We start from the raw sequence: 26,886 nt of genomic DNA on the forward strand, positions 1-26,886 counted from the left end.
CAAAGAGCGTCTGAATTAATGGCACATAGAGGTATTCATATGGACGAACAAAAGACCAGACAGGGTGAGATTGCTGAATTAATGGTGAAGAAAAAATTGGAAGATTTGCCACCGGGATATTCTGTAATCGCCAACGTGGATATTGCGGCTGAAGGTAAAAGTTCTGAACTGGATACCGTTGTGGTTACACCGACTGGCGTTATTGTTGTCTTAGAAGTTAAAGCGGGTAATCTAATAGCGGATGAATCCGGACACGTGGTGCGTGACTATGGAGCCGGAGGTCAAAAGGATATTGTTAAACAGTTAAATAGGCAGGGAGGAATTGTCAGAAATCGTTTAGCTGCTTTTGCGAAGAATCTAACTATTCGCTCGTTTCTCGTTTTACCAACCGGAAAACTGGATGGATACGGAATCGGTATTGATTCGGCCAGGGTCATCGATGCGGATCGTATGGATGAACTCTGCAATATCATTCTGGACTGCGACCGATTGCCGCATAATCATGACGTCTCTAAAGATACAATCGTCGAGTTTTTAGAAAATCATTGTGTTGTCAAACAAAGTTTGAGCTCCATTTCTGAAACGCTGGATATCCGGTGTAGGGAATTATCTTCAGGATTGGCCACCTGGATTCCTAGAATTGAATCGCCTTTGGCTGTTGTAGAAGTTAATGCACCGGCCGGTGCCGGTAAAACGCAGCTTGCGTTGTCGCTCTTACAAAAAGCCCATCAAGAAAAAAGAAGTGCCTGGTACATCAATACGACCCGCAACATCGCTCAAAAGCTTCAGGATCACCCCATTAATCAGCATGTTGAATTCATTGGTACATGGCATGAATTGGCGATTGAGAAAACCCGAGCTGAAGATCCTGCAGATATTGATTCACTGAAATTAAGCCAGTATTTCAATGACGTGTCTGAGGCGTTTGTTCAGAAATTAGAAGATGGTAACTATTCCATTGATTGCATCGTGTTGGATGATGCTCAAGATTTGAAATCTGATTGGGTGGTGGCGTTAACGCAGGCTCTATCATCTGATGGAACACTCTACGTCTTATCAGATCCCAATTTCAAAACTGGTGAAACTGTTGAATTTACTGAATCTGTCCGAGTGAATTCCGCAGAAACCGCTCGCATACCGCAGAGGGTAACGCAAGTAATCAATGAACTGGCGCTTACCTCTAGCCCTCTGGTCTCTACGAGTCCCTATCAAGGGGATGTTCCTGCTTTTTTCACCTATAGCGGTCCCGCGCAACTTTTAAAAGAAACGAGAAGGGCAGTTGATGAGGCTCGAAAAGAGGGCTTTTCTGATGATCAAATCGCCATCTTGTCGATGAAGGGACGTCATTCGTCAGAGATTTTATGTTCACCAACACTGGGATTAGACAAATATTCGCTTAAACAACCGTTGGATGAGTTTAAAAACGGTCGTCAGCTCTTTAGTGACGGAACAATCTTTAACGATACGGTGAGACGTTTTAAAGGACTTCAGGCGCCGTGCATTATTTTGACAGAAGTGGATTTTGATGAATTAGACGACCAAACCAAGTCTTTGCTTTATCTGGGCATGACTCGGGCTTCCATGAGTTTGAAAATCGTTTTAACGGACGCTTTTGCTCAAAAATTAGCCGCTTGTCTCTGAGTGATCCAAGCGGCTACGATAGTTCATAATGTTGAGAACTCCTAGAGTTTGAGTTTTTCCACTCGAACGATTTGGGCTTCTTGTTCCCACATCTTGATCCAACCGTCAAGCAAAATGCTGTCAACCAGATCGGCTTCCAAGCGGTATAAACCCTTCTCCGGTTCTGTGATCTTTTGAGAGCGGTTAAAAGGAGACTCTTCCAAGTAGGTTTTCGTTTGAGGATTTTTAAAGTCCAGAATCAGATGGATTAGTCTGGTCTTATCACCTGTGTAATTAAAGTGACGACTCTTAATGTAATCCTTGACTTTAAAGCCAGAGACGCCCTGAGCGTTGTCTTTTAGTTGCTTGACAGAGTCAATGCGGTGAAGGGCTAGATGACGATAGTTATCGTAGCCGTCAAATTGACAAACCAAATACAAACGGCCGTCCTGCTGTACTAAGCCCAAGGGACTCAAAATAGCTTCTTTCTTTTCGCCTTCTGCGTTGCGATATTTCACCTGAATTTTCTTTTCTTCGTAAAGAGCATTGGTGACATCATCGAAAATTCTGGGTAGCACCTGAGGCGGAATGCGGGGAAGTGTGTCCGATACAACCGCGATCTTATCCAACCAATGACGCTCTTTTGTGACGTGGCCAAGTGGGGTGTCGAGTTTATCCATCGCAGCGTTAAAGAACGGATCCAGAGTTTTGGCAAGCTTCCCGGGTAATTGATATTTCAAATATTCCTGAATCAATTTCAGCAGCAAAGATTCTTGGGGTGATGGAGACAAGAAAGAAAAGGTGTTGCTGAAAGAGGCTAATCGATAACCATAAGGACGGGAACGAGTGTCGCGTTCAACTGGGATTTCGTCTGATTCTGCAAGCTCTTTGAGGTAGCGCTGCAAAGTAAGTGTTTCAATTTCAATGCCAGCAGATTTCAAGCTTTGCATGATTTCTGTTGAAGTTACCCAGTGTCGCGGTAAGCGCTTGATGATTTCAAGGTAAACCAAAGCTTGGGAAAAGCCGGATGTTGTTCGCGCCATGATTTTTTCTCCTTTGACAATATGCTAGCTGAAATTGGGCGCGAAGGTTTCTTTTTTCTCAAAATTAACCGACCCAACAGTGATCAATATCGGACTCATCTTGTGGCGCTTTGAAAACAATTTCTAAGGCACCGAATTCAGAAAGTATTTCTGACTTGCATTCAGGCAGAAGCTTAAGGCACAGACGTTTGTCATGAATGTGGCGATGCAGCCAAAGCCAATTTCCTTCGCTTTCATTTAAATAGGGTTCAATATCGACGGAATAAGCCCGAGAGCGGATAAAGCAAAGTCCGCTGTCTTGTTGCGTGTAGTAGGGCAGATCATCGTCATAGAAAAAGAGTTCTCTGCCGCCGTCCCAATAAAACTTTGGCGTTTCATTTTTTGAGCACAAAGGTTTTAAATACTCTTTGCTGATCTCCACAAATCCCAACCAAACATTTGAAAAGCCACTCATAAGCGTAGCGGCAATACGGTCGGCGAAATTGCTTTTCGCATAGTGAGGGTAGGCTTTTTCAATAACAGTTTTGATTTTTAGAATAATCGCATCTCGCTTATCGTTTCGCTTGCAGCGATCAATCACATTGCCTCTTGAATCCAAAAACTCGATCTTCCAAGTACTTTCTTTATGAAAAACGATGGTCGTGTGATTTTTCAATTCAAGAATGCGCCCAAGACGGATTTTTTTGTAGTCTTTAGGTGTTTCCGGCCAGCGTTTTTTCAAGGTGTAGGTCGTCAGTTTGGGGCCGTATTTTGTCGCGTCAGCGAAAAAACTTTTTTCATGGCAGGAGCATTCGCCGGGAGCCGCGCGGCGAATGGTTCTCAGAATATCTGAGCCGATATTAAAAACCGCTTGGGAGATAATCAGAGAATATGGGTATTTTTTCATCTTTTTTTACTGCATTGTTTTTTCGGTATTAAGATAAAAAACAGTCCCTCATTTTATGAAAGATTCATTTCAATAAGATTGAAAATAAGCCAAAAGTAAGGAATAACAATTAGCAAGATTGCGCATATGTAGATGGGAGATTATGGATGGAAGATTAGTTTGGGTGAGATGACAAAGATGTGAGGCAATATATGAGGAGGAATCTGTTGAAGGGGCTCTGTGATAACAGTGATTCCGTCTGACCGATGATCTTTTTTCATGACTGATCTACAGGGGCTTCTAATGCATCCATTCCAGCACTTGATTCAAAGAAAGGGAATAGATTTTTGATAGATGGCAAACATTTACTGAATTATTTTCTCTTTACTGAAGAGTCAAGGTAAATCACGATAACATAGTACTAATTGATAAAATTCCTGAAAAGCATTTGGATGCCATTGCAGAATTTGTAAACGAGGCGGTTTATGCATACTAATAACAATCCCATTGGACTAAAAACCATAGAAGATATATTAGGACTAAATTTTTTAATTCCTGCCTACCAAAGGGGATATCGTTGGTCAGCTCAGCTTGTTGAAGATTTACTTTCTGACTTACAAGAGTTTTTTGATTCAAGGAAGGACAATAGTTGCTACTGTTTACAACCTTTAGTAGTTAAACATAATGAATCTGCTGAGAGTGAGCTTGTAAAAAAAATTCACAAGGAACAATCACTCGAAAAAATAAAGAATTTGATTGACAATAATGTGTGTTACGAAGTTATTGATGGACAACAACGTTTGACAACAATACTCATTATTCTGAAGTTTCTTAAACCGGAGAAAGAGACGTTTTCTATTAAGTATGAAACTCGTGAAGAAACTAACAAATTTTTTGAAACAAATAAATTAGATCAGGAACCGGACAACTGCAATATTGATATTCATTTTATTTGCGAAGCTTATAAAGCTGTTGAAGGATGGTTTCGAGGAAGACATATAACCATCAACCAAAAGGAATTATTTCTAACCTACATTCTTAAACGAGTTCAATTCATATGGTATGAAACGGCTGATAAAAATCCTATCGAGGTCTTTACAAGATTGAATTTAGGAAAGATATCACTAACCAATTCTGAACTAATCAAAGCTCTTTTTCTGAATCGTGCCAATTATGGCAGTTATCCTGATCTTGATGTTAAACGTCGCGAAATTGCCAATGAATGGGATGAAATCGAGCTGGCATTGCACAACGAGGAATTTTGGTATTTTCTTAATGACAAAGAGCCTTTAAGAAACGATACTCGTATTGATTTTTTGTTTGATTTAATTTACCAAACAGAGAAAGAGGACGGGGAAGGTGATCGCTTACCTGGAGATCAGTACCAGACATTTCGTTTTTTTTACAATCAATTTAGTCAGAAATCAATAAATAATAAAGAAAACGGAATAGATAATAAAGAAAACGAACCAGGTAATAAAGAAGACAGAACCAATAAAAAGGGAAACATGAAACCGCTATGTTATTGGGAAAATAAAGTTAAACCTTGCTATTTAATGCTTTGCGATTGGTATAACGATGTTGAGTTGTATCACTATATTGGTTTATGGCTAACTATAAAAGGAAATCAATTGAGTGCTCTAAAAAAAATCTGGGAAGGAAACGATCGTTCTGTGGATATTAAAAGGAATAAGGAATTATTTAAAAAAGAAATAAAAAAAAGGCTGCACGATAAACTAATTGCAATTAGAGATAAGGACTCTCCAACACAAAATAAAATAGAACTGAAGCCCCTTCTTCTTTTTCATAATATTCAAACAATTGTTGATCAAAATGCAACATCCGATAATTTTTTTGGCTCCATGAATAGATTCTCTTTCTATTTGTTTAAACATGAAAAATGGGATGTCGAACATATTAATTCTTTAACTGAAAATAAAGAAGAAAAACTGAAAGATCAGATTTCATGGCTGAAGAACGCCCAATGGTACGTAGGACAAGACCTCAAGAAAAGAATTCGTGAATTTATAGATAAGTATGAATTAAAAAAGGATGAGAAAAAATCTGATTCGACAGCGGAATTTGAAAAACTAAAGGAAGCTTGTAGTGTAAAAAGTAACGATGATTGGAGTGAAGATGATAAGAATCGTTTATGGAATTATGCTTTGTTAAACTCTGCTATTAATAAGAGTTACAAAAACGACATTTTCCCAATAAAGCGTCAGATTATTTTAGAAAATGATACGGGTAGGAAAAAAGAAATTAAGTCAGATGGTGGTGTAAAAATTATTAAACAAGACCGTAAATTTGTGCCACCGTGCACTAAATTAGCCTTCTTGAAATACTTCTCCGATAAGCCGGATACTTTGGAAGATATTAATTATTGGACAAAAGAGGATGCCAAATATTATTTAAAAGATATTAATAAATGTTTGGAAGAAATCGGTGATGATATTAAAGAAATTAAGGAATTTTTGTTATGACAGCAAAATCAATATCATTTTGGGAATTGTTAAATGAAAATTCTATAAAAGTGCCGATCATCCAACGCGATTACGCGCAAGGCCGTCCAGAGCAGAGTCCGTTGAGAGTACGCTTTTTAGCTTCATTAAAAACAGCTCTCGACACTCCTCAAGAATTGACGTTGGATTTTGTTTTTGGTTCTGTAGAAAACGGTGAATTTAAGCCTATTGATGGACAACAGCGGTTGACAACGTTATGGCTTTTACATTGGTATGTTGCTTTAAAGGCAGGGAAGCTAAAAGAAGTTGGAGAAACGTTAAAAAATTTCTCTTATGAGACCCGTATTTCCTCTAGGGAATTTTGTGAAAAATTATGTGACCCAAACCGTTTTAAAGGTTTCCTAGCTGAAAGAAATGATTCAAGCATAGTTGAATATATTGTTACTCAAACATGGTTCTATAAGAAGTGGCTACAAGATCCAACGATAAGTGGTATGTTAAGGATGTTGGGATCCTTGCCGGGAGGAGATTCAATTAAGGTTAAGAGTGAAGAGAGAAAGATCGACAATATCGAAAAGCTATTTAAGGAAAGTAGTGTTAAATTCGAAGATTATTGGCGCAGACTAACTGAAGAGAAACTTATCAAATTTTATTATGTCCCAGTAGGGGATTATGGGCTGCATGATGATTTATATATAAAAATCAACGCTCGAGGTAAACAACTAACTAGTTATGAAAATTTTAAAGCTGATTTAATAAATTCCATAAGAAAAGAGGGATGGGAAGACTTACTAGATTCAAAAAAGGGTATTGCCATCAAAATGGATACCGAATGGACGGATATATTTTGGAAACATACAAAAGAAAGAGGCATGAACTATAACATTGATGGAATTTATTTTGCTTTCCTGAATCGTTTTTTTACTAATGAACTTTTGTTACCGAGAGACGAAAACGCAGAGTTGAAACTCAAGGCGATACTTAAAGATGGGGGCCAGTTGAGTAGTTATTTCCCGTCTGTTTATGCCGGTTTGAAGCCATATTTACTTGGTAGCGAGACTTTTAAGAGAGAGACTTTTGATAAATTAATGCGAATTATGGACAACTACTACGATGTAGTCATAAATTGCGAAAAATGGATTAAATATAACGGCTTTTTAGATTCCGAAGAGTTGTCTAATTTTATCCCTGAGTACGCTCCTGTTGAAGATTCTTCTCAAAAATCAAGTAAGCAATCAGGGAGCGGATTAATTCAACCAGTAAAGACGATCACTTTAATTGAACAAATTTGGTTTTTCTCAATATGCAAATATTTTGATGAAGGTAAATGGGATGAAGTCTCATTCCAACGTTGGATTCGAGTTGTTAAGAATTTAATTTCTGGAAAAGATTTGTCTGGAGATCTAGTTATTAGAAGTACTTCGGAGGTCAAAAAAACAATTGACCTACTTGAGCAGTTAAAGAGTCATGATGTTTACTATAGTTTGGAGACACAGCCTATTAAAAATTCAGACACAGATTCGGATGCTCGCTTGACAGCTCGCTGGAACGAGGAAATTGAGAAAGCTAGAAAAATTCGGGAGGATGCGACTTGGGAAGTAAAGATTAAAGAAGCAGAAAAATACGGTTTCTTTGATGGAGCAATACGATTCTTGTTTCATGATGAAGAAAATAATGTTAATTGGAGTGACTTTGATAAAAAATACGAATGGGTTAAAGATCATTTTGCTTCAGGGAAGCCCACAAAAATAAAAGAACGGGCCTTTAGAGATGACATAAATGACATAAAAACTGTTCAACTACTAAAAGCATTATTTGTCCGATTCAGCGAACAAGAATTTGAGGATGTTGCGTATTTGAAATATCGTGTTTTCAATAATTACGCTAATACTTGGCGCTATTTCTTACTAAATAAAAAAATTGCACGTCCAGTACATCAATTACTGACTTCTAATGATAAAAAGAACCAAGAGGAAATAAACAAGAAAAAAGAAGTAATTGGTAAAGACTCGTACGTATATAAGCTCTTATTTAATAAGATAGATTTGTCTGAGGAAACGGCTTTGTTGGATTTTGTTGTTGACAAGATTCCGGATTCTTGGATTAGGTACTGGCGAGGACATTTGTCAATATTCCCAAGTAGTCGGGGAGTATTCTTAGATGCAACAAAGCGTGATCATTTTATCTATGAAAACATTCAAGAGAAAAAAATTTCTTTAATTGATAGTAACAATATTGTTCCCAATACCAAATATCTGTGGGGGGCTCACGTTTTATTCGTATATAAAGGGCAAGTGTTCGATTGGGATGAGAACAATTCCATTTATCTAATGGGAAAAAAAGATGACAATAGCTATGAGAGAAAGATGAAGAATCTGGATGAAGCAACTGATGAAGAACGGTTTTATTGTATAAAACTTCAGGGCGAATCGGAGGAGCTGGATAAGGGAAATGAAGAAATTCTTAAAAAACTCGATAAATTAACTTTTGCCAAATCGTAAGTGATTTATATTAATTTGACGAAGGAGGTGAGAAGCGATTTTTTGTTTTTTAATGGGTAGACCAAGTGACTTTTACACTGCAGAATTTTTATTAGCTGTTGATTTTTACCAATCCATTGTACAGTGTAGAGTTCAATCTAAACTATTAAAATTTTTTGAGGGGAAAAATAAATGGCAAAAAGTAAACAAGAATATTTAGGCATTTTTAGAAATTTTGCTCAAGATCATTTAATAAATGTTATAAAAAGATCGGAAGATAAAAGTCAGAAAGCGGCTATTGTTAACAGGTGTCTTGTAAATTTCAGGAGTCAGAGGATAGAGCAAGTAAAGCAAGATGTCTGTGTAAAGTCTTTGGGTAATTTGGGTTTACTTAATGAAATTTTGATGATTACGTACGTTTCCTATGTTGTGATGCTTGAATACAGAAATAAAGTATGGCCTTATGACTACATGGCATTTTCTCGAAGAGTAGGTGAATTGTGGGAACCGTTTTGTAAACTTGCTTTTCAATTTCCTATTAAAGATTTGAAGTTAATTAATCCCCCTAATTTTGATAGTGTACAAAAGCAAATTAAGCTTAATGCCTCTCAATATATTGATGGTTTGAAGTTAGATGATGCAACCAAGGTTGAATTGAAGCGATATTTTGCTATTCCATGGAAGATGGTGGATAGTGGAGGTATTAAATTGGCTTTAGATCTGCACTTTGAACAAAATAAAATACACTATAACTGTGATTTTAAAAGTGGCTTTAACTCGAATGAAAAAGGGAACACAAATCGATTGCTGTTGGTTGCAAGTATCTACAATTCTTTAAGCGAAAATGAAAAAACGATTTTATTTGTGAGACAACCTGAAGATAAAAACAACAATTATCTAAAAACGTTAAAAAGATCACCATATTGGGACGTCTATTGTGCTAATGATTGTTACGAAGCAATTAAGAACTTTACAGGCTTTGATCTTAGAGGTTGGCTCGATAATAATGTAAATTGGTCCGATGATATTTCGGAAGAGTTCAGATGTTACCTAAACAAGGAAAGTTTGATACAGTACTTAACATGGTAGTTAACTAAATCAAATGGAAGGATGAAATGAGGCGAAACGTGATTGGTTTATTAGGTTACGGGATAGAGTCCAAGTGTGTGTTAGCGACCACATTAAAGTGAGCCAGATTCTGACGATTTAAACAATGCCTCTTGGCGCCAAAAAATCAACCAAAAATTGAGCCACATTCAAGAATCAAAAAACAACCTAAAGTAAGTTACTCTGGAAATGATCGCTCGACCCTAGGCTGGCCTTGTTAGAGTTTCTGCGCTGCGGATTGTACGATCAGTAGCGCGTCATGTCGCAAGGGCTTGACCCGTCCAACTCTTTGGCACTAGTTGGCTAAAATTGAGCCTTTTATGGACTTTTAATCAAGCCATCTAGAAAAAAGTGTGGTTTAAACTCAAATGGCCGCTGTCCGCTAATTTGGTTTAATTTCTCTGACCGCTTATGAATTTCCAAGTCTGTTTGAGTATATTTGACCTATCATCGCATCAATTTCCTCATGCTTGGCATCTGCAAGCTCAAAAGAATTAGTATTCTCATAGTCAAGCAGTTGTATAACTTTTTCATTAATTTTTTCCAATTGATCCTTGTTAGGCTCTATGTAAGGTAGTAACTTAATATAATTAGCTGAATTATTTGCAGTGGGATTTAAAATGTGAATTAGTTCATTGATAATACTTGAGTTCATTAATGCCAAAAAATAGAATAACTTCTGTTCATTCTTAGGAAAAATACCGACAATTGATTGATCAAAAACATGTCCATCCATCAAAAAAGCTTTAATTGTTGACGACTTAACCATTGGTATACCAATACCAGTTTTAAAGTAAAAGCTAGGATTTTGAAAACGAGTAGTTTTATTTTTGGCATAAAAATCAACCGTACCTTTATCCCATCTTATATACCACTCAAAGGGGTCTTTGTAATACCGTCTCTCAGAGGCACCCTTAATGTAAGGGATGTAACTTTCTGATACATTCTTAATCCCCTCGATAGATCTACAATCGGATACTTTATCTGGATCTACCAAAATGTAATTCTTTGAGCCTTTAATATTTTCATTGGCAACTTTTACAAAACGTTTATTGTCTCCACTATAAAAGCCAGTCACAACATCAGAAACGTCACCTAGCCTAAGAGGCACATTAGATAACAAAGATTGAATTTTAGTGTTGGCTAATATTACTTTTTGTTGTTCGTTTTCAAGTATTTCTTTCTGAGTCAAGTAAAAGTACTCTAAATGATTGCTTTTTTTCTTGTTGTCTTCTAATAATGATTCGAATTCCTTTGGAGACTTGAAGCCTCTAATAACTTTTACAGTATTATTCAAAGCTTCGTCTTGTGTAGCCCTTTCTAAAGTGATAATCGAGAGATTCGAATATCCAAAGTTAACGCCAGGGAAAAACTTGGAAGGAAAAATTAGAATTTCACTAAGTTTGGTAGATTTTAACAGGAAAGATCTTAAACGGGCGTGTAAATTCAGGAAAAGGAACGTGTCAGGGATAATAAATGATAATTTCCCGTGCATTCTTAATAGAGACACACATCTTAATAAAAACAAAGAATATGTTTCTTTAACATAGTGACCTCTATATTTTTTTTTCAGTAACGCTCTTTTCTCATGATCTTGCCATGCACCGTATGGGGGATTACCGATAATTTTAGAGTAATGCCCTCCAGATAGAGCGAACAAATCAAGTTGGTTATCTAGTAAAGTATCCGTTTGTTTTAACCATAATTCTGGCACGCTGTAAGAATCGAGTTTCTCATCCAATAAAGTATCAGTATTTCTAACGCAAACCGAGTTATGATGTTTATATTTCTTTTCTAGTATATTGATGGCATTCTTATCAATATCAAGGGCGTCAATTTGTACTTTTACGTCTTTAGTCAATATTCTGTCTATGAAGGCACCCTCTCCAGCTGCGGGTTCTAAAATGATATCGTTATCATGAAGGTCAAGCATTTCTACCATATAAGATGTTATCTCATAGGAGTTTGTATAATACGAGCAGAAAGAGTCTTGCATTTTTGAACCTTGAAATAGCTTAAGTTTGCGCTTAAGATAAAGTATACTTTCTTCTAACTTAAAAATAAATAGCCATAGTCAAAAAGCTTGCTTCCAAATGTCACCGTTGAAATCTTTTATCAATAAAGATGATTTTTCAACGCTCTTATAACTTTTTCCTCTCAATCAACGATTTTTACAAATGTCAAACAACAAACGAGTTAATCCTCTGGATGAATTACCCCCTCCCGAAAGGGAATAATTGCATACTGAAGGTCCTGTAAAAAATTCACTTAAAAGTCTCAACAGGCTTTACAAATAGAGAGTCTCTTCGCTATCTATCAAAAATCTTTTTCCTTTCTTTAGATCAAGCGATGGAATGAAAACGTCTGAAAATCTGTGCTCAAGCGGCTTGTATTCTTGGTGCTATAAATGCTTTTCAATCAGGAATCTATCGGCGATTGGGACAGGTCCCAGCGTTTAAGAACACCTATCCCTTAATTTAATAGATCCCAGCAATCTCAGTTGGCAAACTGGTTCAGAAAGGTCAAAAATTCGTGTGTCTATGTTTTAATTGCTTTGGTAGATCTTTCATAAATTGAAACAGTCTATGTTGAAATACCCATTGTAAACATGGAGTCCAAGGCATGCGAAAGTACGATTGCTTCGAAGATGTCCAAAAAATTGAGCAAAAAATTTTCGCCTTAGTCAGAAAATTTAAGAAGGGATTAACCCGAAATGAAACAATTGAACTGCATGAGTTATTTGCTGATCGTAAACGCCTGCTCAATAAATCTTGCCCATATACAGAAGAAAACTTGTCAGCTTTAAAAGAAATCAATCGAGAGCTTGAGAACCTGACGTTGTTAAATCGTAAGAGAGCACTTGACTTGGTGCGTTTTATATCGGATACCGGTATTTGTAGCAAATGTGGCGGTTGGAAGATTAAGGCTTATCTAATCGTTGATGGCGATATGGGCGGCATCGAACTTTCAGATGAAAAGGCCTATGGATCAAACTTTAATGAGATGCGCCCAATTCTAGCCTCCGCTCAAAAATATATCGCGCTTAAGCCCTTTAACACAGAAAATGAGCGCTTTGCTAAAGAAGAGATTGAGGAAGAAAAGTTATCTGAAGATCCGCAACTAGCGCATTGGAATGAGCCGGATTATGACCCTGACATTTTTCATAAGTGGTTTGTAGAAACTGTGCGTGGCTGTGATTGGATTTGCCACTATCAAAAGTCTCTTTCTCCAGCTCTACATCAGTTGCTTCGTTATCGCTTTTGGTCTGTGCCGGATCTCTTACGTTTGCGTTTTAGCACCGAGGCCGACGTTGAGTTGATAGTTAACCAGAACTTGAAAAGGGGATCGTAAGATGATTGAAGTGAGAAGATACTCTTGTTATGACAGAGTCTGCCAAATTGAAAAGCAAATCTTTGGTACGAGTTCTTTTGTTAAGAGGGATATAGATGAAGGGGAACGAGAGCACATCAAAGAGTTACTAAAAGAGCGAAAAGATCTTTTGAATGCCTCGTGTCCCGATACGGCAGAAAATCAAAAACGCTTTTGGGAAGTCACTCAAAAACTCGTGTTATTGAATGAGCAAAATCACATTAAGGCAAAAAGAATCGTTGAAAAATTACTTCAATCGCCGATTTATACAAGCGAAACCGATTGGTGTATTCAGGCGGGTATTGAGCTAGGAAGAAACGGAATGGGGGCGATTTTGAAGGACGAAACTTATTACGGAAGTCTCTTTTATAGGACGCACACTTTTTTGTCTCAGCCTCAACGATATCTGAATCAATGTTTCAGTTCAGAAGATTTTGTTGTTGGAGCGAGGGAATACTGGCGATATTTTTGTTTAAAAGATCCAAAGCTCAGCGATTGGAATCATTTTGACTCAAGTACTCATATTAGAAATTGGCTCACGGACACAGCTCACTTTTGCCATTGGTTAAGTGATCAAAATTTGTCTATTCCTTGGATCGCTCATGAAGCGTTGGATTTGAGGTATTGGTCTGTTCCGGACTATCTGCGCTTGTCAAATAGTCTGAAGGGGACTGTGAAGCTATTGGTTCAGCATTATGTTGATGGGTATGGTAATAAGATCGTTGAGATATAACGGTGTCCGGGAAATTGTTTTCCCATCTCAAGAAGAAACTTAATCCGAATTTTGTTGTTAAAGATAAATTTAAAAGTGATAGTGGTGCCGAAGCGTGGCCGTATATGAAAGACTGCCATAATAGGAGCCTAGACAGTTAAAGTGTATGTCCTTGATGCAATGAACAAGTGATTTAAATCAGCAAAGGCAAAGAGAATTTTGTGGTATAACCCTGAGGGTTAAACGTTTGTATTCTTTAGAGAAAGTCTTGGAATTTGGGAGGTAGTGATGTCATCTACTTTATTCGGTTTAACAAAAGAAAAGGCCGAGAGACTGTACGAACTATTGAATGACGAGTTGGTCAACAGAATAAAGGAAATTAAGAAACAGGACAAAATCCTCAATGAATTGAAATTGGAGCCAAAAGAGCTCATTGAACTGTACACAACAGTTTTTTTAGAAGAAAGAAAGCAGATGCGGAGGATTTGCTCGCAAGATTCTCAATGGGCAGATTTCTACTTTATAAGTCGAGTTATTGGTTCTTGCACAAACGCTAGAGAAAAACGGAATACGTTTAAATCATATTTCACAGATTTCTTATCTGCCGATGATATAAAGTTACTGGACCGATTGCCTTGGATAACAAATCGACCTCTTGTTCCCAATGAATACGGTTATTGGGACTACATGTTTAAGCTATTGCAAACGAATGAGTTAGGTAAAGATAGAAGCGGCTTAGGCCAAATTCTCTATCAATTCAATGTCAAAAAAATAGCTCAACTTACAGACGGAACAGAACTGTTAGAAAAATTCCGTAAACAAGCTAAAAATAACGTCCAATCCTACAATGAGGCCCTTTGGGAAAAAGCAGATGAAATACCGTTTGAACCTAAAAAATATAATTGCAATAGCTTCCAAAGTGGCATCGGATTGTTCCCGATTTTGTCTCGATGCTTAGTTGAATCATGCAAATATGTAATTGGAGTAGGCGGAAGTGCTAATTGGTTGAAAACATTAGACAAAGAACTTGATATTAACAATTCCAATATTAAAGATAACGCGGAGGTGTTATGTAAACAAATTGACCAATGGCCTGGTTATGGTCGGGCATTGGCTGAAGACTTTTTTAAAGATATGGGTTTTGACTATTTCGGCAAACCCGATCGTCACGTCATAAGGGTATTGGAAGGATTAAATATTCCGCTTGGGGATAAGCCCGAGGAAAAGGTAAATGAGTTTCTGAATCATTTTGCTTCACAAATTAGAAACGGAGTAACCGCTAATCAGATTGATAAGATTATTTGGCTTTTAATGAGTGGACGATTTTACAAGCACACTAACCAAGCCTATCCTTTGGATGGCCGGAATGGGAAACATAACAGAAGTTCCGCGATGTGTAGACGTATCTTGAAAAAACTCCAATAATGATGAGCCCCTTAGTTTTTGAATAAAACTGCCCTTGTCTGACAAAAGAAGAGGCCGATATAAAAAGCGCCCCTAGCAAATTTTTTGCTTGGAGCGCTTTCCTCTTTATTAGCAGTTGTCGCCTCGATCATTTGGAAGATGACCGAAGCGTAACGCATTAAAGCAAATGCTTGCCGTCACGAGAAACAGCAGCTTTCACTTCCTTAGTTTCCACGGGCACCACATCAAAGCCCACCACACGGTGACCATTGACCTGCGTGTAGAGCCAGAGATCCATCTTGGCGCCGGGAACAGCACCCTTGGCGACATCCTTCATCGAGAAGGTGAAGACCACGTCTTGGATACCGTCTTTGTTGACATCCTTGTATTCAATGCTCTTAGCCGGGGCGAAGTTCTTGAATTGACGGGTGGAGTTCAATTGGTTGCCGCTCATACCGGCGCGAGTGGCTTCGATGTTGGCAGAAAGGACAGAGTGATCTTTGTTGCCCAAAAGCGCGAAGGCAACAACGTCGTCACTGTCGGCCTTAACCACAGGTGAAAGGATTTGCACCTTGTAGGGCATCAAGCGAGCGTTTTCAGCGCGCATCGATTCAAGCACGGCCTGATAGGTCGATTCGTTGTAGTCATGGAGGAACTTCGTGCGAGCCTCACCCTTGAGCCCAGCAGCCTTCTTCGTGATTGCGGCGCGTTCAGCCAAGTACTTGTCTTCGATCTTATTGATTAAAGACGTGCGCTTTGCGATTTCATCTCCGCGCAGGTAGTCAACCGCGTTCGTGCCGGCGCTAAAGACGCTGTGCGGCGTAAATTCAGAGCGGTAGTCAAACATGGCGGGCGTACCCTTGAAGTGTTCAGCCGTAGCTTCTTCAGGACTCAAGAAAGCCGTGCCCTTGGCAGGAGCGGCGAGCGGGTAGAGCGGCACAAAGACAGACTGGCAGGGGCGGCCATAGGTGCGCCAGGCTTCCGTTAACGTCGGATCTGCGTTTAAGTTGTAGACGATCGAATCGTGAGAGGTCGTACGGCAGACGCCTTCAGACAAGGAGTGATAGAACTCTTGATCTTCACCGATGTAGTCTTCGTGCAGACGCAGGAAGTTCATAGCGTCCTTGACGCTTAACTTGCGATCAATCTTGGCGCTATACGGGAATTTTTCCGGGTCGTTGTATTCGACGCCCGTCAGGTACTTCCAAGCGATGACGTTGCGGTTGGCGTTCCAGCGTTCATGACGCACGCTTTCCTTGGCGACAACCTTGCGCCAATTGAAGATCTTGTCGTCAGCTTTATGACGGCCGTCTTTGATCGCGCGTTCAACTTGCGTCGGTTCAATCTTCCAGTTTTCGTGATCGTTGAGGTCCACCTTATCCATCATGAAGACGTTCGGGATGTAGACCACTTCATCGTCGCCGATCTTGCGGGCGGCCCAAGAGTTGCCTTGGTGGATAGCCAATTGCCATGCTTCGTTGGCGTCAGCAAAAGTGTAGGTGCGGCCATCATGGAAGTAGCCGTATTCCTTCAAAAGAGCGGTGGCGATTTCAACAGCTTCACGAGCGGAGTGCGCACGTTCAGCAACCAAGCGGCGGATACCGTAACCGATGCCGCCGTCTTTGACTTCCATTCTGTCTGCGTCAAAGATTTCACCGCACCAGTTAGTGGCTACAACGACGCCCGCGTCGTTAAAGAAACCGTCGGCAAAAGAGGCGCCATCAGGCACAAAAGTTTGCGTCCAGTAAAAGCCCAACGTTTCCTCCACCTGAGGAATTTCAGCAGCAAACTTTTCAAAGCGAATCATTTCGCCTTTTTTGTGCTTGGCAGGTGGCACATAGTGGTGCATGTTGAAAAGACGGCCGCCGTTGTCTTCGTTATGGGCAACGATGATTTTGCCCGTGGCGGAAACGTTTTTGCCGATGACGAGCGTGCTGCAGGCCTGAGCCGAACCGACGGCGATGAAGGCGGCGACAGCCGCGGCAGCTTGTTTGAACGTGCAATGCTTGGGTGTTTTCTCCTAAAAACAGAACGGAATAAAAAACAGAAACCATTAAATATTTTTTAAAGCCCATTAAACTGAAAAACTCGTTATCTCAGAGGCGGGATGAACGAGCTGTAAATGAGCGCCAATCATTATATTGGAGGCTTTAGGGATAACTTTCAGATTGAAAATTAAAGCTTCATGTGAAGATTGATTCAGAACAATGCGTCAGCAACTAATTTCTTTCTGTTAGGGAGAAACCCCAATAAAAAAGGGAGATGACGATGAGTTAGTCATCTCCCAATTCGGAATTTTAAGTCTTGTCTTTAACGCTTAGAACGTCTGAAATCGTAAGGGTTCATAGGATGCGGATCTCGCCATAAACCGACGCGCTCTTTGCGGGCGGAAACTTCGGCTGCGTGATATTGAATGCGTAAATCAGGCGTGAGGTCTCGGGCAAAGTAGCGGTAGAACCAAGCGCAGCCGTCTTGAATTTGTTCCAGATTGATATTGCGGCCTTGGTAGTGCACGGTGCCCGTAATGCGTCCGTATTGATCCAATTTTTCGTAGTTGATGTCAACGGTTTTGCCTGCGATTTTGCCAGCAAGATTCTTTCGGCAATAGTTTCCGTAGGCCTGGCCGCGTTCGGGCGCGTCAATGCCTAAAAAGCGGATGCGGTATTCGCGATTGCGATTATCAACCACAGAAATTGTGTCGCCATCGGCAACCTGCACTACGCGCCCGGTTAAATCCGCGGCTTGAGCGGAAAACACAGCTGAAAGAGCAATGCCAACAATAATTTTTCGGATCATTTGTCTGAATATTAGATAAATTGCAATGCGCTCATTGTACGGAATTTCAAAAAGCGAATCACTTGGCCTTTCCCACAAATTCTGAGGCAAGCGCCGCGCCTAAAATGAGCACGGCACCAGCCATGCCTGCGATCGTCATGGGTTCCATTAGCACAAAGACAGAAAGCAAAATGGCGACGGCCGGATCAATGTAGGAGAAAATGGCGATGCGCGCGGCTTCAAGCTTTGGAAGCGCAGAGAAGTAAAGCCAATAGGCCACGCCCGTATGAATAATCCCCACGGCAAGCGTGAGATCAATTGTTTGCGCATCAAGCGTTAAAGCGGAGAAGTCGACCGTTAAAAGCACGTAGGGTAAAAGCACAATGGCGGCCACGGCCAACTGCACGATGGAAGAATCGTAAGGATTGAGGCCATTTAAGAACTTATTGTTGATCACAACGCCTGCGTAAAAACACGCGGCAATAAGTCCCATGGAGATGCCGCCCAAGGCTACGTTCTCAGAACCTTCCCAGACGCCTGAGATCAGCGACATGCCAAAAAGCGCGCAGATGACGCAAAGCCATTTCCCTAAAGACACTCGTTCGTGAAGTACAAGCGGGGAGAGAACAATGAGGATGATGGGGGCCATGTAATAGGCAAGCGTTGCCGTAGCGATGCTGGTTAAGCGGTAGGCTTCAAAAAGGAAAATCCAATTTAATCCCAAAGCAATGCCCGCAATCACCAAGTGCTTGAAGTTGGCTTTGATGGTTTCAATATCAAGTTTGCGCTTTAAGAGCTTTAAAACAATCAGCAAAAAGAGGGTGCCGAGCGCTCCTCGAGACAGAGCGATCACGGTAGAGGGCAAATCGATATATTTCACAAACAAACCGATGGTGCCGAAGATGGTCATTGCAAGCAGATACTGCGGCATAAGAGATTCCCAACAAAGAACTTTCCTAAGCCTAAATGCGAAGGCGTCTAAAAGGCAAAAATTGGGTAGGGAGTTTTAGCTAAAGAAAATTTGCGAGCGGATACGAAAAACCCGAACTGAAATTTAATCAGTTCGGGTTGGAAACTTGGTGCGGCCGATGAGAGTCGAACTCATATGGATTGCTCCGCCACCCCCTCAAGATGGTGCGTCTACCAATTTCGCCACGGCCGCAGACTCTATTAACTTAAGAGAAAATCCCTCAAATCAGAGTTCGGTATTTTAGCGTGGAATCTGTTGAGATTGCGAGGCCGGAGCTGCAGGTTGCGTCGTATTTGTTTGATCTGCGTCAACAGATTGCGATTGTTCGACGGATCCCAAGACTCCGGAGGTGGGTGCGGCGGTTTGTTTGAACGCACCGGAACCCAAAGTCAAAGCGATGGTCGCCAAGAAAAAGAGCGTGGCAGCCACAGCTGTTGAGCGAGACAGGAAGTTCGCAGAGCCCGAAGCGCCGAAAATGGAACCGCTCGCGCCACTGCCGAAGGCAGCACCGAGGTCGGCGCCTTTACCGTGTTGCAACAAGACCAAAATGATCACGGCGACCGCGGAGATGATTTGCACCACGATTGCGATGGAGACCAACATGGAGGACATCTTTACTATTTTCCTTTAACTCAAAAATGGTTTTAAATTTTTTTCTATTACAGGTTATCTGCACAGTGACAGATAGCCAAGAAATCTTCAGCTTTTAATGACGCGCCGCCAACCAATGCGCCGTCAATATCGGGTTGTGCAAAAAGTTCCGGGGCGTTTTTTGCCTTGACACTACCGCCATAAAGAATACGTGTGCGTTGAGCGGCTTCTTGATCAACTTCTGCCAAAACAGCACGTAAAGCTTCATGAACGGCTTGAGCGTCTTCTGCGCTGGCACTCTTTCCAGTGCCAATGGCCCAAACAGGTTCGTAGGCCACCGCACCGGCCACCAGCGGCATGATGCCGACTTTATCCAAAACGGCACGCAACTGACGGCTGACCACTTCAATGGTCTTGCCGGCTTCGCGCTCTTGCAACGTTTCACCAACGCAGACAATCGGCATAACACCGTTATCAAATGCGACTTGGACCTTTTCAGCAACCGTCTCATCGGTTTCACCGAAAAGCGTGCGGCGTTCGGAGTGGCCGAGAATAACCAGATCGCAACCGACATCGGCAAGCATCGCGGCGGACACTTCGCCGGTGTAGGCGCCCTGAGCGTATTGGGCACAGTTTTGCGCACCCACTAACGTGGCGCTATGCTCAAAGCCTATCACCAATTGGGGAATATAAACAAAGGGGGCGCAAACCGCGACATCGCAATTTAAGCGCGTACCGCTCATTTGCGGCATTGCAGCGCAAAGCCATTCATCATTGGCTTTGAGACTGCCGTTCATTTTCCAGTTGGCGACAACAAAAGGCTTACGAGTCATATCGACACCACCCAAAATAAAGGCCTTAATTTTAGACGAAAATCAAGAAAAAACAAGGCGGTGCAAGCATTAACCTTCGAGCTGTTCAATCACAAGCTGAATGCTTCGCTGCCCCATCCATTCATTGATCTCCGGCCGGTATGCCAGACGGGCAACCGAGGGAACCTCGGCCGAGCGTCTGAAAAAGATCCCGTTAAAACGAGAACCGTTTAATTCCAACATCAATTTCAGGTGCCCGCCCTTGAGCACCGTTTGATGCAGAACTTTAAATTCATTGGCAAAAAGGGGAGGAAGAAAACCTTGTCCCCAAATTTGCGCATTGATGGCTTCAATCAGAGAAATATTAATATCTCTTGGATCAAGGTCGCCATCAACTAAAACATGCCGCTCGAAGACATCTTCTTCGCAATTTTGAGCCACGACCGTTTCAAAAGCGTGACAAAAGTCATCAAAACGGTGGCCGTCAATGGTCAGCCCCGCGGCCATGGCGTGTCCCCCGAACTTTTTAATGATACCCGGGGCGGTTTTGGTCACAAGGTCAAGCATGTCGCGTAAATGAACACCTTCAATCGAGCGGCCCGATCCTTTCATTTCACCGTCAGCGGCGTTGGCAAAGGCAATGGTCGGACGGTGTTTGCTTTCTTTTATGCGGCTTGCGACCAAACCGACAATGCCTTGATGCCACGTCGGTTCATACAAAGCTAAAGTATGACGTTTCGTGACATCAATCTTATTTAAGAGCATGGCCGCGTCCCACTGCATGTCTAATTCCAATTCTCGGCGCTGGCGGTTGTAATCGTCGAGAATCTTGGCGTAATGCTGTGCCTCGGTGTCTGAGTCGCTCATCAAGCACTCAATGCCGGCTGTCATCAAGTCAAGCCGACCGGCGGCGTTGATGCGGGGAGCAATGACAAAACCGAAATCCCTCACTTTTGCTTGAGCGCTTGGGCGTCCGGCAATTTCAAATAGAGCTTTAACCCCCGGGTGTGTGTGACCCATTCTCACTCGATTTAATCCCTGCTGAACCAAAATTCGGTTATTACGGTCAAGTTTTACAACATCTGCCACCGTGCCCAACGCAACGAGGTCAACCAATGCATCAAGACGGGGTTGCGTTTTAGCATCAAATTTTCCTCGTCGCCGAAATTCTGCTCGCAGGGCCATCAGAACGTAATACATGACGCCAACGCCAGCCAAATTTTTGCTTGGAAAATTGCATCCCGGCGTGTTGGGATTGACGATACAGGCTGCTGCAGGCAAGGTTTCTGCAGGCAAGTGGTGATCCGTGATGATGACTTCAATCCCCATTTTTTTGGCTTCGGCAACACCGTCAATGCTCGCCATTCCGTTATCGACGGTAAGAATCAGCTGAGCGCCTTTTTGTGCTGCCAAATCGACAATGGCGGGAGTCAGGCCATAGCCGTAAACAAAACGGTCAGGAACCAAATAATCAACGCTTGCGCCCATGCTGCGAAGCCCTTTTAGGGCGACCGCACAAGCGGTGGCGCCGTCACAGTCGTAGTCGGCAATCACCATGATGCGTTTGCCGGTATCAATGGCATCGGCAAGATGCTGGGCGGCTGCGGTCGTTCCCATCAGGGTTTCCGGCGCAAGCATCGCTCGCCAGTCAGCTTTTAAATCCTCCGCTGTCTCAATGCCTCGGGCGGCCAGCACACGTGCCAAGGGCTCCGGGAAACCTTCTTCGGTCAAGTGCCGGGCAATGGCCGGGCTATAGTCTCTTGTGATAAAGCGTGTCATAGTCCGGTCTCACCTAAAAAGTTTTCCAAGTTGAGTGTTTTTTTCTTTTTAAATCGAGCAAAAAGACTTTTGGTTGCGTTTTTATCAATGACAACCGTGTGAGTGTCTCGGGCGCCGCTTGCGACTAAAACAAGTCGGGTGGCGCGTCTGGCGTGGGCAAGATCGGCTAAGTGAGTGACCGTTTTGATAACATCGGGTAGCTTCTGAGCCCAAGTGCTCCAATCTTTTTGCCGATAACTCTCATAGAGCCCGTCAACGACGGCTAAAAGGTCGCCTTCTGGCGCTTCAGGCCAATTGTCTTTTAACGCGGTTGTTCTGAAATTCAATAGTCCTGCGTTTTGAGCCCATCCCCACACATAGGAGTCATTGGCCATGACCGCTCGTATTGTGGAGGGCTTCAGTAAATGCCGTCTTGAGCCGCCATCGGGCCAAAAACCGTCAATGGTTTCCATCCATTGAGCGAGACGTTTGGCGTTCACATTACTTTTTTTCAAAATGGCGCGAAGTTTTTCATCCAATGCGATAAAGGCTTGTTCGTCAGCACCACTTAGACTGTCAGTTGAAAAAGGACGATACTTTTGCGCGCACCAAGGGCGAACAACCAGATTCCAATCCTGATTGCGGGTGAGATACCAGCGGTCAGCCCACTGTTGAAGTTGAAAACCGAATTGTCTGACACAGGCGAGCACTTCATCGTGAAGCTCGTCGCGCTCTTCGGCACTAAGTTCTTCCTTGGGAGATCGCAAAATGGTTTGACCGTTGATAATCGCATCGTGCACGGTATGCAGACGCCAGGTTTCAGCGCCCATGGCGGGGCCGCCATCGGCTTCCCATTCAAAGGCTGCGGTTTCAGGCATTCCGCCTCGTTTGGCAATGACTTGCCAGAGCCAGGCGATGTGAGCCGCGCCGTCTAAGACCGTCTCATGCACCAGTTCTTGTTCAATGACTTCTTCTGCCCCTTCGCCTAATTGCAAAAGAGAAGAAAAATCGGCTCCCAATGAAGGTTCTTTGAGTACTTCTTTCGGAAGTCTCAATCCCGGAATCAAAAAGTACGCTGAATTCATCTCAAAAAAGGCTCAAGCAGCTTTTTTAAACTCTCGAGCATCGTCAACACAATTAATACGTTGAGCATTATACGTGAGTGTGTTTTTCAACATTTTGAGACTGATTTTCAATTCTCCATAGATTGGTCGAAAGAGTACACTGCGCGGATATTCGAATAAATAAGAAAGCGAAGCCAAAATGTTCGGTAAAACTCAATCAGACAATTTAGAAAAAGACAGAGCCTTCTCTAGCCATGGCCAGGGGGATAGTCTCTATGATCACGCAACCCGTCAGGTTAAAGCCAGTGTTTTAGGGTTGGCGGTTCTTCTAACCTTAGGTTTTTCTGCAGTTGAATTGGTGGGAGGCCTTTTAAGTAACTCCTTGGCCTTGATCGGTGATGCCGGTCACATGGCTACCGATGCGGCAAGCCTTCTATTTGCTCTGGTCGCCAATTGGCTTGCCCGAGAGGGGGCCGATAGCCACCACTCATTCGGTCACGCCCGAATTGAAGTGTTGGCGGCCTTTGTCAATGCTTTAGTGATGTTTATCGTTTTGGGTTGGATTTGCTATGAAGCCATTGACCGCTTAACCAATCCGCATGAAGTTTCGGGCGGCAGCGTCATGCTCATTGCCACTATCGGTCTTTTGGTCAATGTTGCGGTCGCCTGGTCATTGTCTCGAGATAAGAAAAACGTCAATACCCGTGCGGCGCTCGTGCACGTTTTGGGTGACTTATTGGGTTCGGTTGCGGCCATTGTTTCCGGCGCGGTGATTTATTTCGGCGGCCCTGTTGAAGTCGACCCGATTCTTTCGCTTTTGATCTGCGTGTTAGTGGCTCACGCCGCTTGGGGTGTTTTGAAAGAGACGGTCCCCGTTATGCTGGATGCGGTTCCCGAAGGGGTGAAGTACGAGGAGGTGGGTGATGCTATTGCCGCCATTCCCGGCGTTTTAAGTGTGCACGATCTTCACGTTTGGGTAATGAGTCCTGGATATTCAGCCATTACGGCTCACTTAAAAATTGACTCTCATCGTTCTTGGCCTTTGATCTTGGAAGCGATTCGAAAACACGTTAAGGAGCGCTTTAACATTGATCATGTGGCCTTGCAGCCCGAGTGGGAAAGCACAGAGGCTACGACCTCAGACTGTGATTGCAAGGCACGAGTCTAATAGATAGCCAAACCATTCCAAAGCGTCTCAAAACAAAAAAATCCCCGAAAGATTTGGACGTCTTCCGGGGATCGTTTTTTAGGGTGTCAATGAAAGTAAGGCAGACGCTTACTTGTGATACAAGCGAGAGGTTTCGTAACGAGGCTCGCAGCTCACGTTAATGCCCAGGCGCTGAAGAACCCGTTCGTCTTCTTCACTGATGATGACCGTGAAGTGCACTTCAGAGCCGCGCAGTTTCGAAAGCTGTTCTTTTGCTTTTTGGGCCACTTCATTTCGAAGAGCTGAAATTGTCAAAGCCAAAAGAACTTCATCGATGTGCAATCTCGGATTCTTATGTAAGAGATACTCGGTCTTTAATTGGCAGATCGGTTCAAGCACGCGGGCAGAAATCAAATCGACATCATGGTCAATACCGGCCAAGAGCTTCAAAGCATTTAAAAGCATGGCAGAGGCGCAGCCCAGTGTGCTTGAAGTTTTGCCTGTAACGATTCGGCCATCGGGCAGCATCATGGCGGCAGCCGGAGCGCCGGTTTGCTCAGCCTTATCAAGCGAGACGGCAACCGCCGGGCAAATATCGGGCGTTGTTTCCGCCTGATTCATGATGAGCTTCAGATGATTGATTTCTTGCTCATTGGAGGCGCCTCTCATGTGTTTGACGCCTGCGGCATAGTAGCGGCGCAGAATTTCCATGCGGGAAGCCTTGCGGCAGACACCATCGTCGACGATGCAGTTGCCGGCCATGTTGACACCCATGTCCGTCGGGGACTTATAGGGTGACACTCCCTGAATGCGTTCGAAAATCGCATTTAAAACCGGGAAAATCTCAACGTCGCGGTTGTAATTAATGGCCGTTTTCCCATAGGCTTCCAAATGGAAGGGGTCAATCATGTTGACGTCATTTAAGTCAGCCGTGGCCGCTTCGTAGGCCAAGTTAACGGGATGCTTTAAGGGCAGATTCCAAACCGGGAAGGTTTCAAACTTGGCGTAACCAGCTTCGATTCCGTGTTTGTGATCGTGGTAGAGCTGGCTCAAGCAAGTGGCCATTTTTCCGCTTCCGGGACCGGGCGCGGTCACAACGATCAACGAACGGGTCGTTTCAATGTATTCGTTTTGTCCCAGTCCTTCTTCACTGACGATGAAATCAACATCGGAAGGATAGCCCGGGATGGGGAAATGGCGATAATGCGGAACCCCTAATGTTTCCAAGCGCTTTAAAAAGGCTTGGGCGGATTTTTGCCCCGTGTATTGAGTCAGCACGACGCTACCCACATACAAACCCATTTCGCGGAAGGTATCGATTAAGCGCAAAACATCTTCATCGTAGGTGATGCCCAGGTCACCGCGGATTTTATTGGATTCAATATCGGCGGCGTTGATGGCGATGACGATTTCGACATCATTTTTGAGCTGCTGCAGCATCCGGATCTTGCTGTCGGGCTTAAAACCGGGGAGGACGCGGGAGGCGTGATAATCATCAAAAAGCTTGCCTCCAAACTCAAGGTAGAGCTTGCCTCCGAATTGGGCGATTCGATGACGAATCTGTTCGGATTGCGTCGTGAGATACTTTTGATTATCAAAACCAATCGCCGTCATTTTTAGTGTTCCTTCCTTTCTGAAAATCAACAGCTTGCCAGTATAATCAAAACGAAAGAAATGACGAGAGCCTAAAAGATATTTTTGCAAAGAAATAGGTTTCGTTACTAAGGAGTGGCCGGCCGCTTGGCTTTATTTAATAAGGCAAGCGGGGGTTTGCGCGCTATTAACAGAAAAATCTTTCTGATGAAATAATTTTTAAGAAGGGCATTTTTAAATGAAACTTTGCGGTTTTGATGTCGGTTTGGATAAACCGTTTTTTCTCATGGCCGGTCCCTGTGTGATCGAAAGCGAAGAAATGGTGATGGAAATTGCCCGGGAAATGAAGGCAATTTGCGACGACCTTGGCATCCCTTACATTTTTAAAGCTAGTTACGATAAAGCCAATCGCACATCGGTTTCGAGTTTCCGCGGCCCCGGTATTGAAAAAGGTTTGGAAATCTTGGCGCGTGTGCGTGAGACAGTGGGCGTGCCGGTGGTCACCGACGTGCATACCGAGGCGGAGGTTCCCCTCGTTGCCAAGTACGTGGATGTCCTACAAACTCCGGCCTTTTTATGCCGCCAGACGGACTTTATTTGCGCCTGTGCTCGAACGGGTAAGCCAGTCAACATTAAAAAAGGCCAGTTCTTGGCTCCTCACGACATGATCAATGTGATTGAAAAGGCCCGCGCGGCCGCTCGTGAAGCCGGAGTCAATGAAGATAATTTCATGTGCTGTGAACGCGGCGCTTCATTTGGTTATGGAAACCTTGTGAGCGACATGCGAAGCTTGGCGATTATGCGCGAAACAGGCGCGCCGGTTGTTTTTGACGCAACGCATTCGGTGCAACTGCCGGGTGGCAACGGCAAGAGTTCAGGCGGCAACCGCGCTTTCGTGCCGGTGCTCTCGCGCGCCGCGGTCGCTGTTGGTGTTTCTGGCCTTTTCATGGAGACGCACCCTGATCCGCAATGCGCCAAGAGTGATGGCCCGAATATGGTCCCGCTTTCACGTATGCGTGAACTTTTGAGCAGTTTGGTTGCCATTGACCGTGTGGTCAAGGGTTTGCCCTTGTTGGAAAACACGCTTTAACCGTCGCGACTGCTGTGCCTGTAC

The 26,886-nt window shown here is 42.9% G+C and carries 21 protein-coding genes and 1 tRNA gene; 10 read left to right on the top strand and 12 right to left on the bottom strand.

What is annotated here, in order from left to right; all coding sequences use genetic code 11:
- Positions 1 to 18 precede the first annotated feature (18 nt).
- Positions 19 to 1,641, top strand: a complete 1,623-nt coding sequence (locus tag M3080_RS04420; protein WP_249092066.1) for an NERD domain-containing protein — start codon at positions 19 to 21, stop codon at positions 1,639 to 1,641.
- A 41-nt stretch (positions 1,642 to 1,682) separates the two neighbouring features.
- Here the strand turns inward: M3080_RS04420 and M3080_RS04425 are convergent, their stop codons facing one another.
- A complete protein-coding gene (locus M3080_RS04425; protein ID WP_249092067.1) occupies positions 1,683 to 2,663 on the bottom strand; it encodes a helix-turn-helix transcriptional regulator in 981 nt (326 codons plus the stop codon).
- Positions 2,664 to 2,727: 64 nt separating this feature from the next.
- Positions 2,728 to 3,549, bottom strand: coding sequence for a hypothetical protein (locus M3080_RS04430; protein WP_249092068.1), 822 nt, complete (start codon positions 3,547 to 3,549; stop codon positions 2,728 to 2,730).
- 464 nt (positions 3,550 to 4,013) lie between these two features.
- On the opposite strand from M3080_RS04430, the gene M3080_RS04435 reads away from it, so the two are divergent.
- The 3 genes from M3080_RS04435 (at position 4,014) to M3080_RS04445 (ending at position 9,559) form a co-directional block, all read left to right on the top strand.
- Positions 4,014 to 6,011 (top strand): DUF262 domain-containing protein, encoded by a 1,998-nt coding sequence (locus tag M3080_RS04435; protein WP_249092069.1) that lies wholly within the window; start codon positions 4,014 to 4,016, stop codon positions 6,009 to 6,011.
- Positions 6,008 to 8,491, top strand: a complete 2,484-nt coding sequence (locus M3080_RS04440) for a DUF262 domain-containing protein (RefSeq protein WP_249092070.1) — start codon at positions 6,008 to 6,010, stop codon at positions 8,489 to 8,491. The genes M3080_RS04435 and M3080_RS04440 overlap by 4 nt, the downstream gene beginning before the upstream one ends.
- Positions 8,492 to 8,662: 171 nt before the next feature.
- On the top strand, positions 8,663 to 9,559 hold the full coding sequence (locus tag M3080_RS04445; protein WP_249092071.1) for a hypothetical protein: 897 nt from the start codon (positions 8,663 to 8,665) through the stop codon (positions 9,557 to 9,559).
- A 427-nt stretch (positions 9,560 to 9,986) separates the two neighbouring features.
- Here M3080_RS04445 and M3080_RS04450 read toward each other — a convergent pair whose 3' ends face one another.
- The gene (locus M3080_RS04450; RefSeq protein WP_283162541.1) at positions 9,987 to 11,573 is read right to left on the bottom strand and encodes an Eco57I restriction-modification methylase domain-containing protein; all 1,587 of its coding nucleotides are present in this window, start codon (positions 11,571 to 11,573) and stop codon (positions 9,987 to 9,989) included.
- A 626-nt stretch (positions 11,574 to 12,199) separates the two neighbouring features.
- Between M3080_RS04450 and M3080_RS04455 the strand changes: the two genes are divergently transcribed.
- The 3 genes from M3080_RS04455 to M3080_RS04465 all read left to right on the top strand — a co-directional run bounded on the left by M3080_RS04455 (position 12,200) and on the right by M3080_RS04465 (position 15,083).
- Complete coding sequence (locus tag M3080_RS04455) at positions 12,200 to 12,928, top strand: hypothetical protein (RefSeq protein ID WP_249092073.1); 729 nt, start codon at positions 12,200 to 12,202, stop codon at positions 12,926 to 12,928.
- A gap of 1 nt (position 12,929) precedes the next feature.
- Positions 12,930 to 13,679: a hypothetical protein gene (locus M3080_RS04460; RefSeq protein ID WP_249092074.1), complete on the top strand. Its 750-nt coding sequence runs from the start codon at positions 12,930 to 12,932 to the stop codon at positions 13,677 to 13,679.
- Between the two features lie 267 nt (positions 13,680 to 13,946).
- Positions 13,947 to 15,083, top strand: a complete 1,137-nt coding sequence (locus tag M3080_RS04465) for a hypothetical protein (protein WP_249092075.1) — start codon at positions 13,947 to 13,949, stop codon at positions 15,081 to 15,083.
- Between the two features lie 157 nt (positions 15,084 to 15,240).
- Here the strand turns inward: M3080_RS04465 and M3080_RS04470 are convergent, their stop codons facing one another.
- Entirely contained in the window at positions 15,241 to 16,986 is a 1,746-nt protein-coding gene (locus tag M3080_RS04470) for a C69 family dipeptidase (RefSeq protein WP_346429231.1), read from the bottom strand.
- On the opposite strand from M3080_RS04470, the gene M3080_RS04475 reads away from it, so the two are divergent.
- A complete protein-coding gene (locus tag M3080_RS04475) occupies positions 16,903 to 17,130 on the top strand; it encodes a hypothetical protein (RefSeq protein WP_249092076.1) in 228 nt (75 codons plus the stop codon). The genes M3080_RS04470 and M3080_RS04475 overlap by 84 nt on opposite strands.
- 242 nt (positions 17,131 to 17,372) lie before the next feature.
- On the opposite strand, the gene M3080_RS04480 is transcribed toward M3080_RS04475, so the two are convergent.
- The 7 genes from M3080_RS04480 to M3080_RS04510 form a co-directional block, all read right to left on the bottom strand.
- Positions 17,373 to 17,858 (bottom strand): thermonuclease family protein, encoded by a 486-nt coding sequence (locus tag M3080_RS04480; RefSeq protein ID WP_249092077.1) that lies wholly within the window; start codon positions 17,856 to 17,858, stop codon positions 17,373 to 17,375.
- Positions 17,859 to 17,916: 58 nt separating this feature from the next.
- The gene (locus M3080_RS04485; protein WP_249092078.1) at positions 17,917 to 18,768 is read right to left on the bottom strand and encodes a DMT family transporter; all 852 of its coding nucleotides are present in this window, start codon (positions 18,766 to 18,768) and stop codon (positions 17,917 to 17,919) included.
- Between the two features lie 146 nt (positions 18,769 to 18,914).
- Positions 18,915 to 18,999 (bottom strand) — tRNA-Leu (locus M3080_RS04490).
- A gap of 48 nt (positions 19,000 to 19,047) precedes the next feature.
- The gene (gene secG / locus M3080_RS04495) at positions 19,048 to 19,419 is read right to left on the bottom strand and encodes a preprotein translocase subunit SecG (protein ID WP_022473050.1); all 372 of its coding nucleotides are present in this window, start codon (positions 19,417 to 19,419) and stop codon (positions 19,048 to 19,050) included.
- 47 nt (positions 19,420 to 19,466) lie between these two features.
- Positions 19,467 to 20,231 (bottom strand): triose-phosphate isomerase, encoded by a 765-nt coding sequence (tpiA, locus tag M3080_RS04500; protein WP_022473049.1) that lies wholly within the window; start codon positions 20,229 to 20,231, stop codon positions 19,467 to 19,469.
- 69 nt (positions 20,232 to 20,300) lie between these two features.
- Positions 20,301 to 21,989 carry a single-stranded-DNA-specific exonuclease RecJ gene (gene recJ, locus M3080_RS04505; protein ID WP_249092079.1) on the bottom strand — a complete coding sequence of 563 codons (1,689 nt, stop codon included), beginning with the start codon at positions 21,987 to 21,989 and terminating at the stop codon, positions 20,301 to 20,303.
- Positions 21,986 to 23,053, bottom strand: a complete 1,068-nt coding sequence (locus M3080_RS04510) for a hypothetical protein (protein WP_249092080.1) — start codon at positions 23,051 to 23,053, stop codon at positions 21,986 to 21,988. Before M3080_RS04510 ends, recJ begins: the two co-directional genes overlap by 4 nt.
- Positions 23,054 to 23,231: 178 nt before the next feature.
- Between M3080_RS04510 and M3080_RS04515 the strand changes: the two genes are divergently transcribed.
- Positions 23,232 to 24,200: a cation diffusion facilitator family transporter gene (locus M3080_RS04515; RefSeq protein ID WP_249092081.1), complete on the top strand. Its 969-nt coding sequence runs from the start codon at positions 23,232 to 23,234 to the stop codon at positions 24,198 to 24,200.
- Positions 24,201 to 24,308: 108 nt separating this feature from the next.
- Here the strand turns inward: M3080_RS04515 and M3080_RS04520 are convergent, their stop codons facing one another.
- Entirely contained in the window at positions 24,309 to 25,793 is a 1,485-nt protein-coding gene (locus M3080_RS04520) for a DUF1846 domain-containing protein (protein ID WP_249092082.1), read from the bottom strand.
- Positions 25,794 to 26,010: 217 nt separating this feature from the next.
- On the opposite strand from M3080_RS04520, the gene kdsA reads away from it, so the two are divergent.
- The gene (gene kdsA / locus M3080_RS04525; protein WP_249092083.1) at positions 26,011 to 26,862 is read left to right on the top strand and encodes a 3-deoxy-8-phosphooctulonate synthase; all 852 of its coding nucleotides are present in this window, start codon (positions 26,011 to 26,013) and stop codon (positions 26,860 to 26,862) included.
- The last annotated feature ends 24 nt before the right edge of the window (positions 26,863 to 26,886 follow it).

Origin of the sequence: Parasutterella secunda, from assembly GCF_023336895.1 — a bacterium.
Lineage (GTDB): Bacteria > Pseudomonadota > Gammaproteobacteria > Burkholderiales > Burkholderiaceae_F > Aphodousia > Aphodousia faecalis.

Bases quoted from the DNA above. Each gene is read 5' to 3' on its own strand.
- M3080_RS04420 (WP_249092066.1), top strand. From the start codon at position 19: ATGGCACATAGAGGTATTCATATGGACGAACAAAAGACCAGACAGGGT.
- M3080_RS04425 (WP_249092067.1), bottom strand. From the start codon at position 2,663: ATGGCGCGAACAACATCCGGCTTTTCCCAAGCTTTGGTTTACCTTGAA.
- M3080_RS04430 (WP_249092068.1), bottom strand. From the start codon at position 3,549: ATGAAAAAATACCCATATTCTCTGATTATCTCCCAAGCGGTTTTTAAT.
- M3080_RS04435 (WP_249092069.1), top strand. From the start codon at position 4,014: ATGCATACTAATAACAATCCCATTGGACTAAAAACCATAGAAGATATA.
- M3080_RS04440 (WP_249092070.1), top strand. From the start codon at position 6,008: ATGACAGCAAAATCAATATCATTTTGGGAATTGTTAAATGAAAATTCT.
- M3080_RS04445 (WP_249092071.1), top strand. From the start codon at position 8,663: ATGGCAAAAAGTAAACAAGAATATTTAGGCATTTTTAGAAATTTTGCT.
- M3080_RS04450 (WP_283162541.1), bottom strand. From the start codon at position 11,573: ATGCAAGACTCTTTCTGCTCGTATTATACAAACTCCTATGAGATAACA.
- M3080_RS04455 (WP_249092073.1), top strand. From the start codon at position 12,200: ATGCGAAAGTACGATTGCTTCGAAGATGTCCAAAAAATTGAGCAAAAA.
- M3080_RS04460 (WP_249092074.1), top strand. From the start codon at position 12,930: ATGATTGAAGTGAGAAGATACTCTTGTTATGACAGAGTCTGCCAAATT.
- M3080_RS04465 (WP_249092075.1), top strand. From the start codon at position 13,947: ATGTCATCTACTTTATTCGGTTTAACAAAAGAAAAGGCCGAGAGACTG.
- M3080_RS04480 (WP_249092077.1), bottom strand. From the start codon at position 17,858: ATGATCCGAAAAATTATTGTTGGCATTGCTCTTTCAGCTGTGTTTTCC.
- M3080_RS04485 (WP_249092078.1), bottom strand. From the start codon at position 18,768: ATGCCGCAGTATCTGCTTGCAATGACCATCTTCGGCACCATCGGTTTG.
- secG (WP_022473050.1), bottom strand. From the start codon at position 19,419: ATGTCCTCCATGTTGGTCTCCATCGCAATCGTGGTGCAAATCATCTCC.
- tpiA (WP_022473049.1), bottom strand. From the start codon at position 20,231: ATGACTCGTAAGCCTTTTGTTGTCGCCAACTGGAAAATGAACGGCAGT.
- recJ (WP_249092079.1), bottom strand. From the start codon at position 21,989: ATGACACGCTTTATCACAAGAGACTATAGCCCGGCCATTGCCCGGCAC.
- M3080_RS04510 (WP_249092080.1), bottom strand. From the start codon at position 23,053: ATGAATTCAGCGTACTTTTTGATTCCGGGATTGAGACTTCCGAAAGAA.
- M3080_RS04515 (WP_249092081.1), top strand. From the start codon at position 23,232: ATGTTCGGTAAAACTCAATCAGACAATTTAGAAAAAGACAGAGCCTTC.
- M3080_RS04520 (WP_249092082.1), bottom strand. From the start codon at position 25,793: ATGACGGCGATTGGTTTTGATAATCAAAAGTATCTCACGACGCAATCC.
- kdsA (WP_249092083.1), top strand. From the start codon at position 26,011: ATGAAACTTTGCGGTTTTGATGTCGGTTTGGATAAACCGTTTTTTCTC.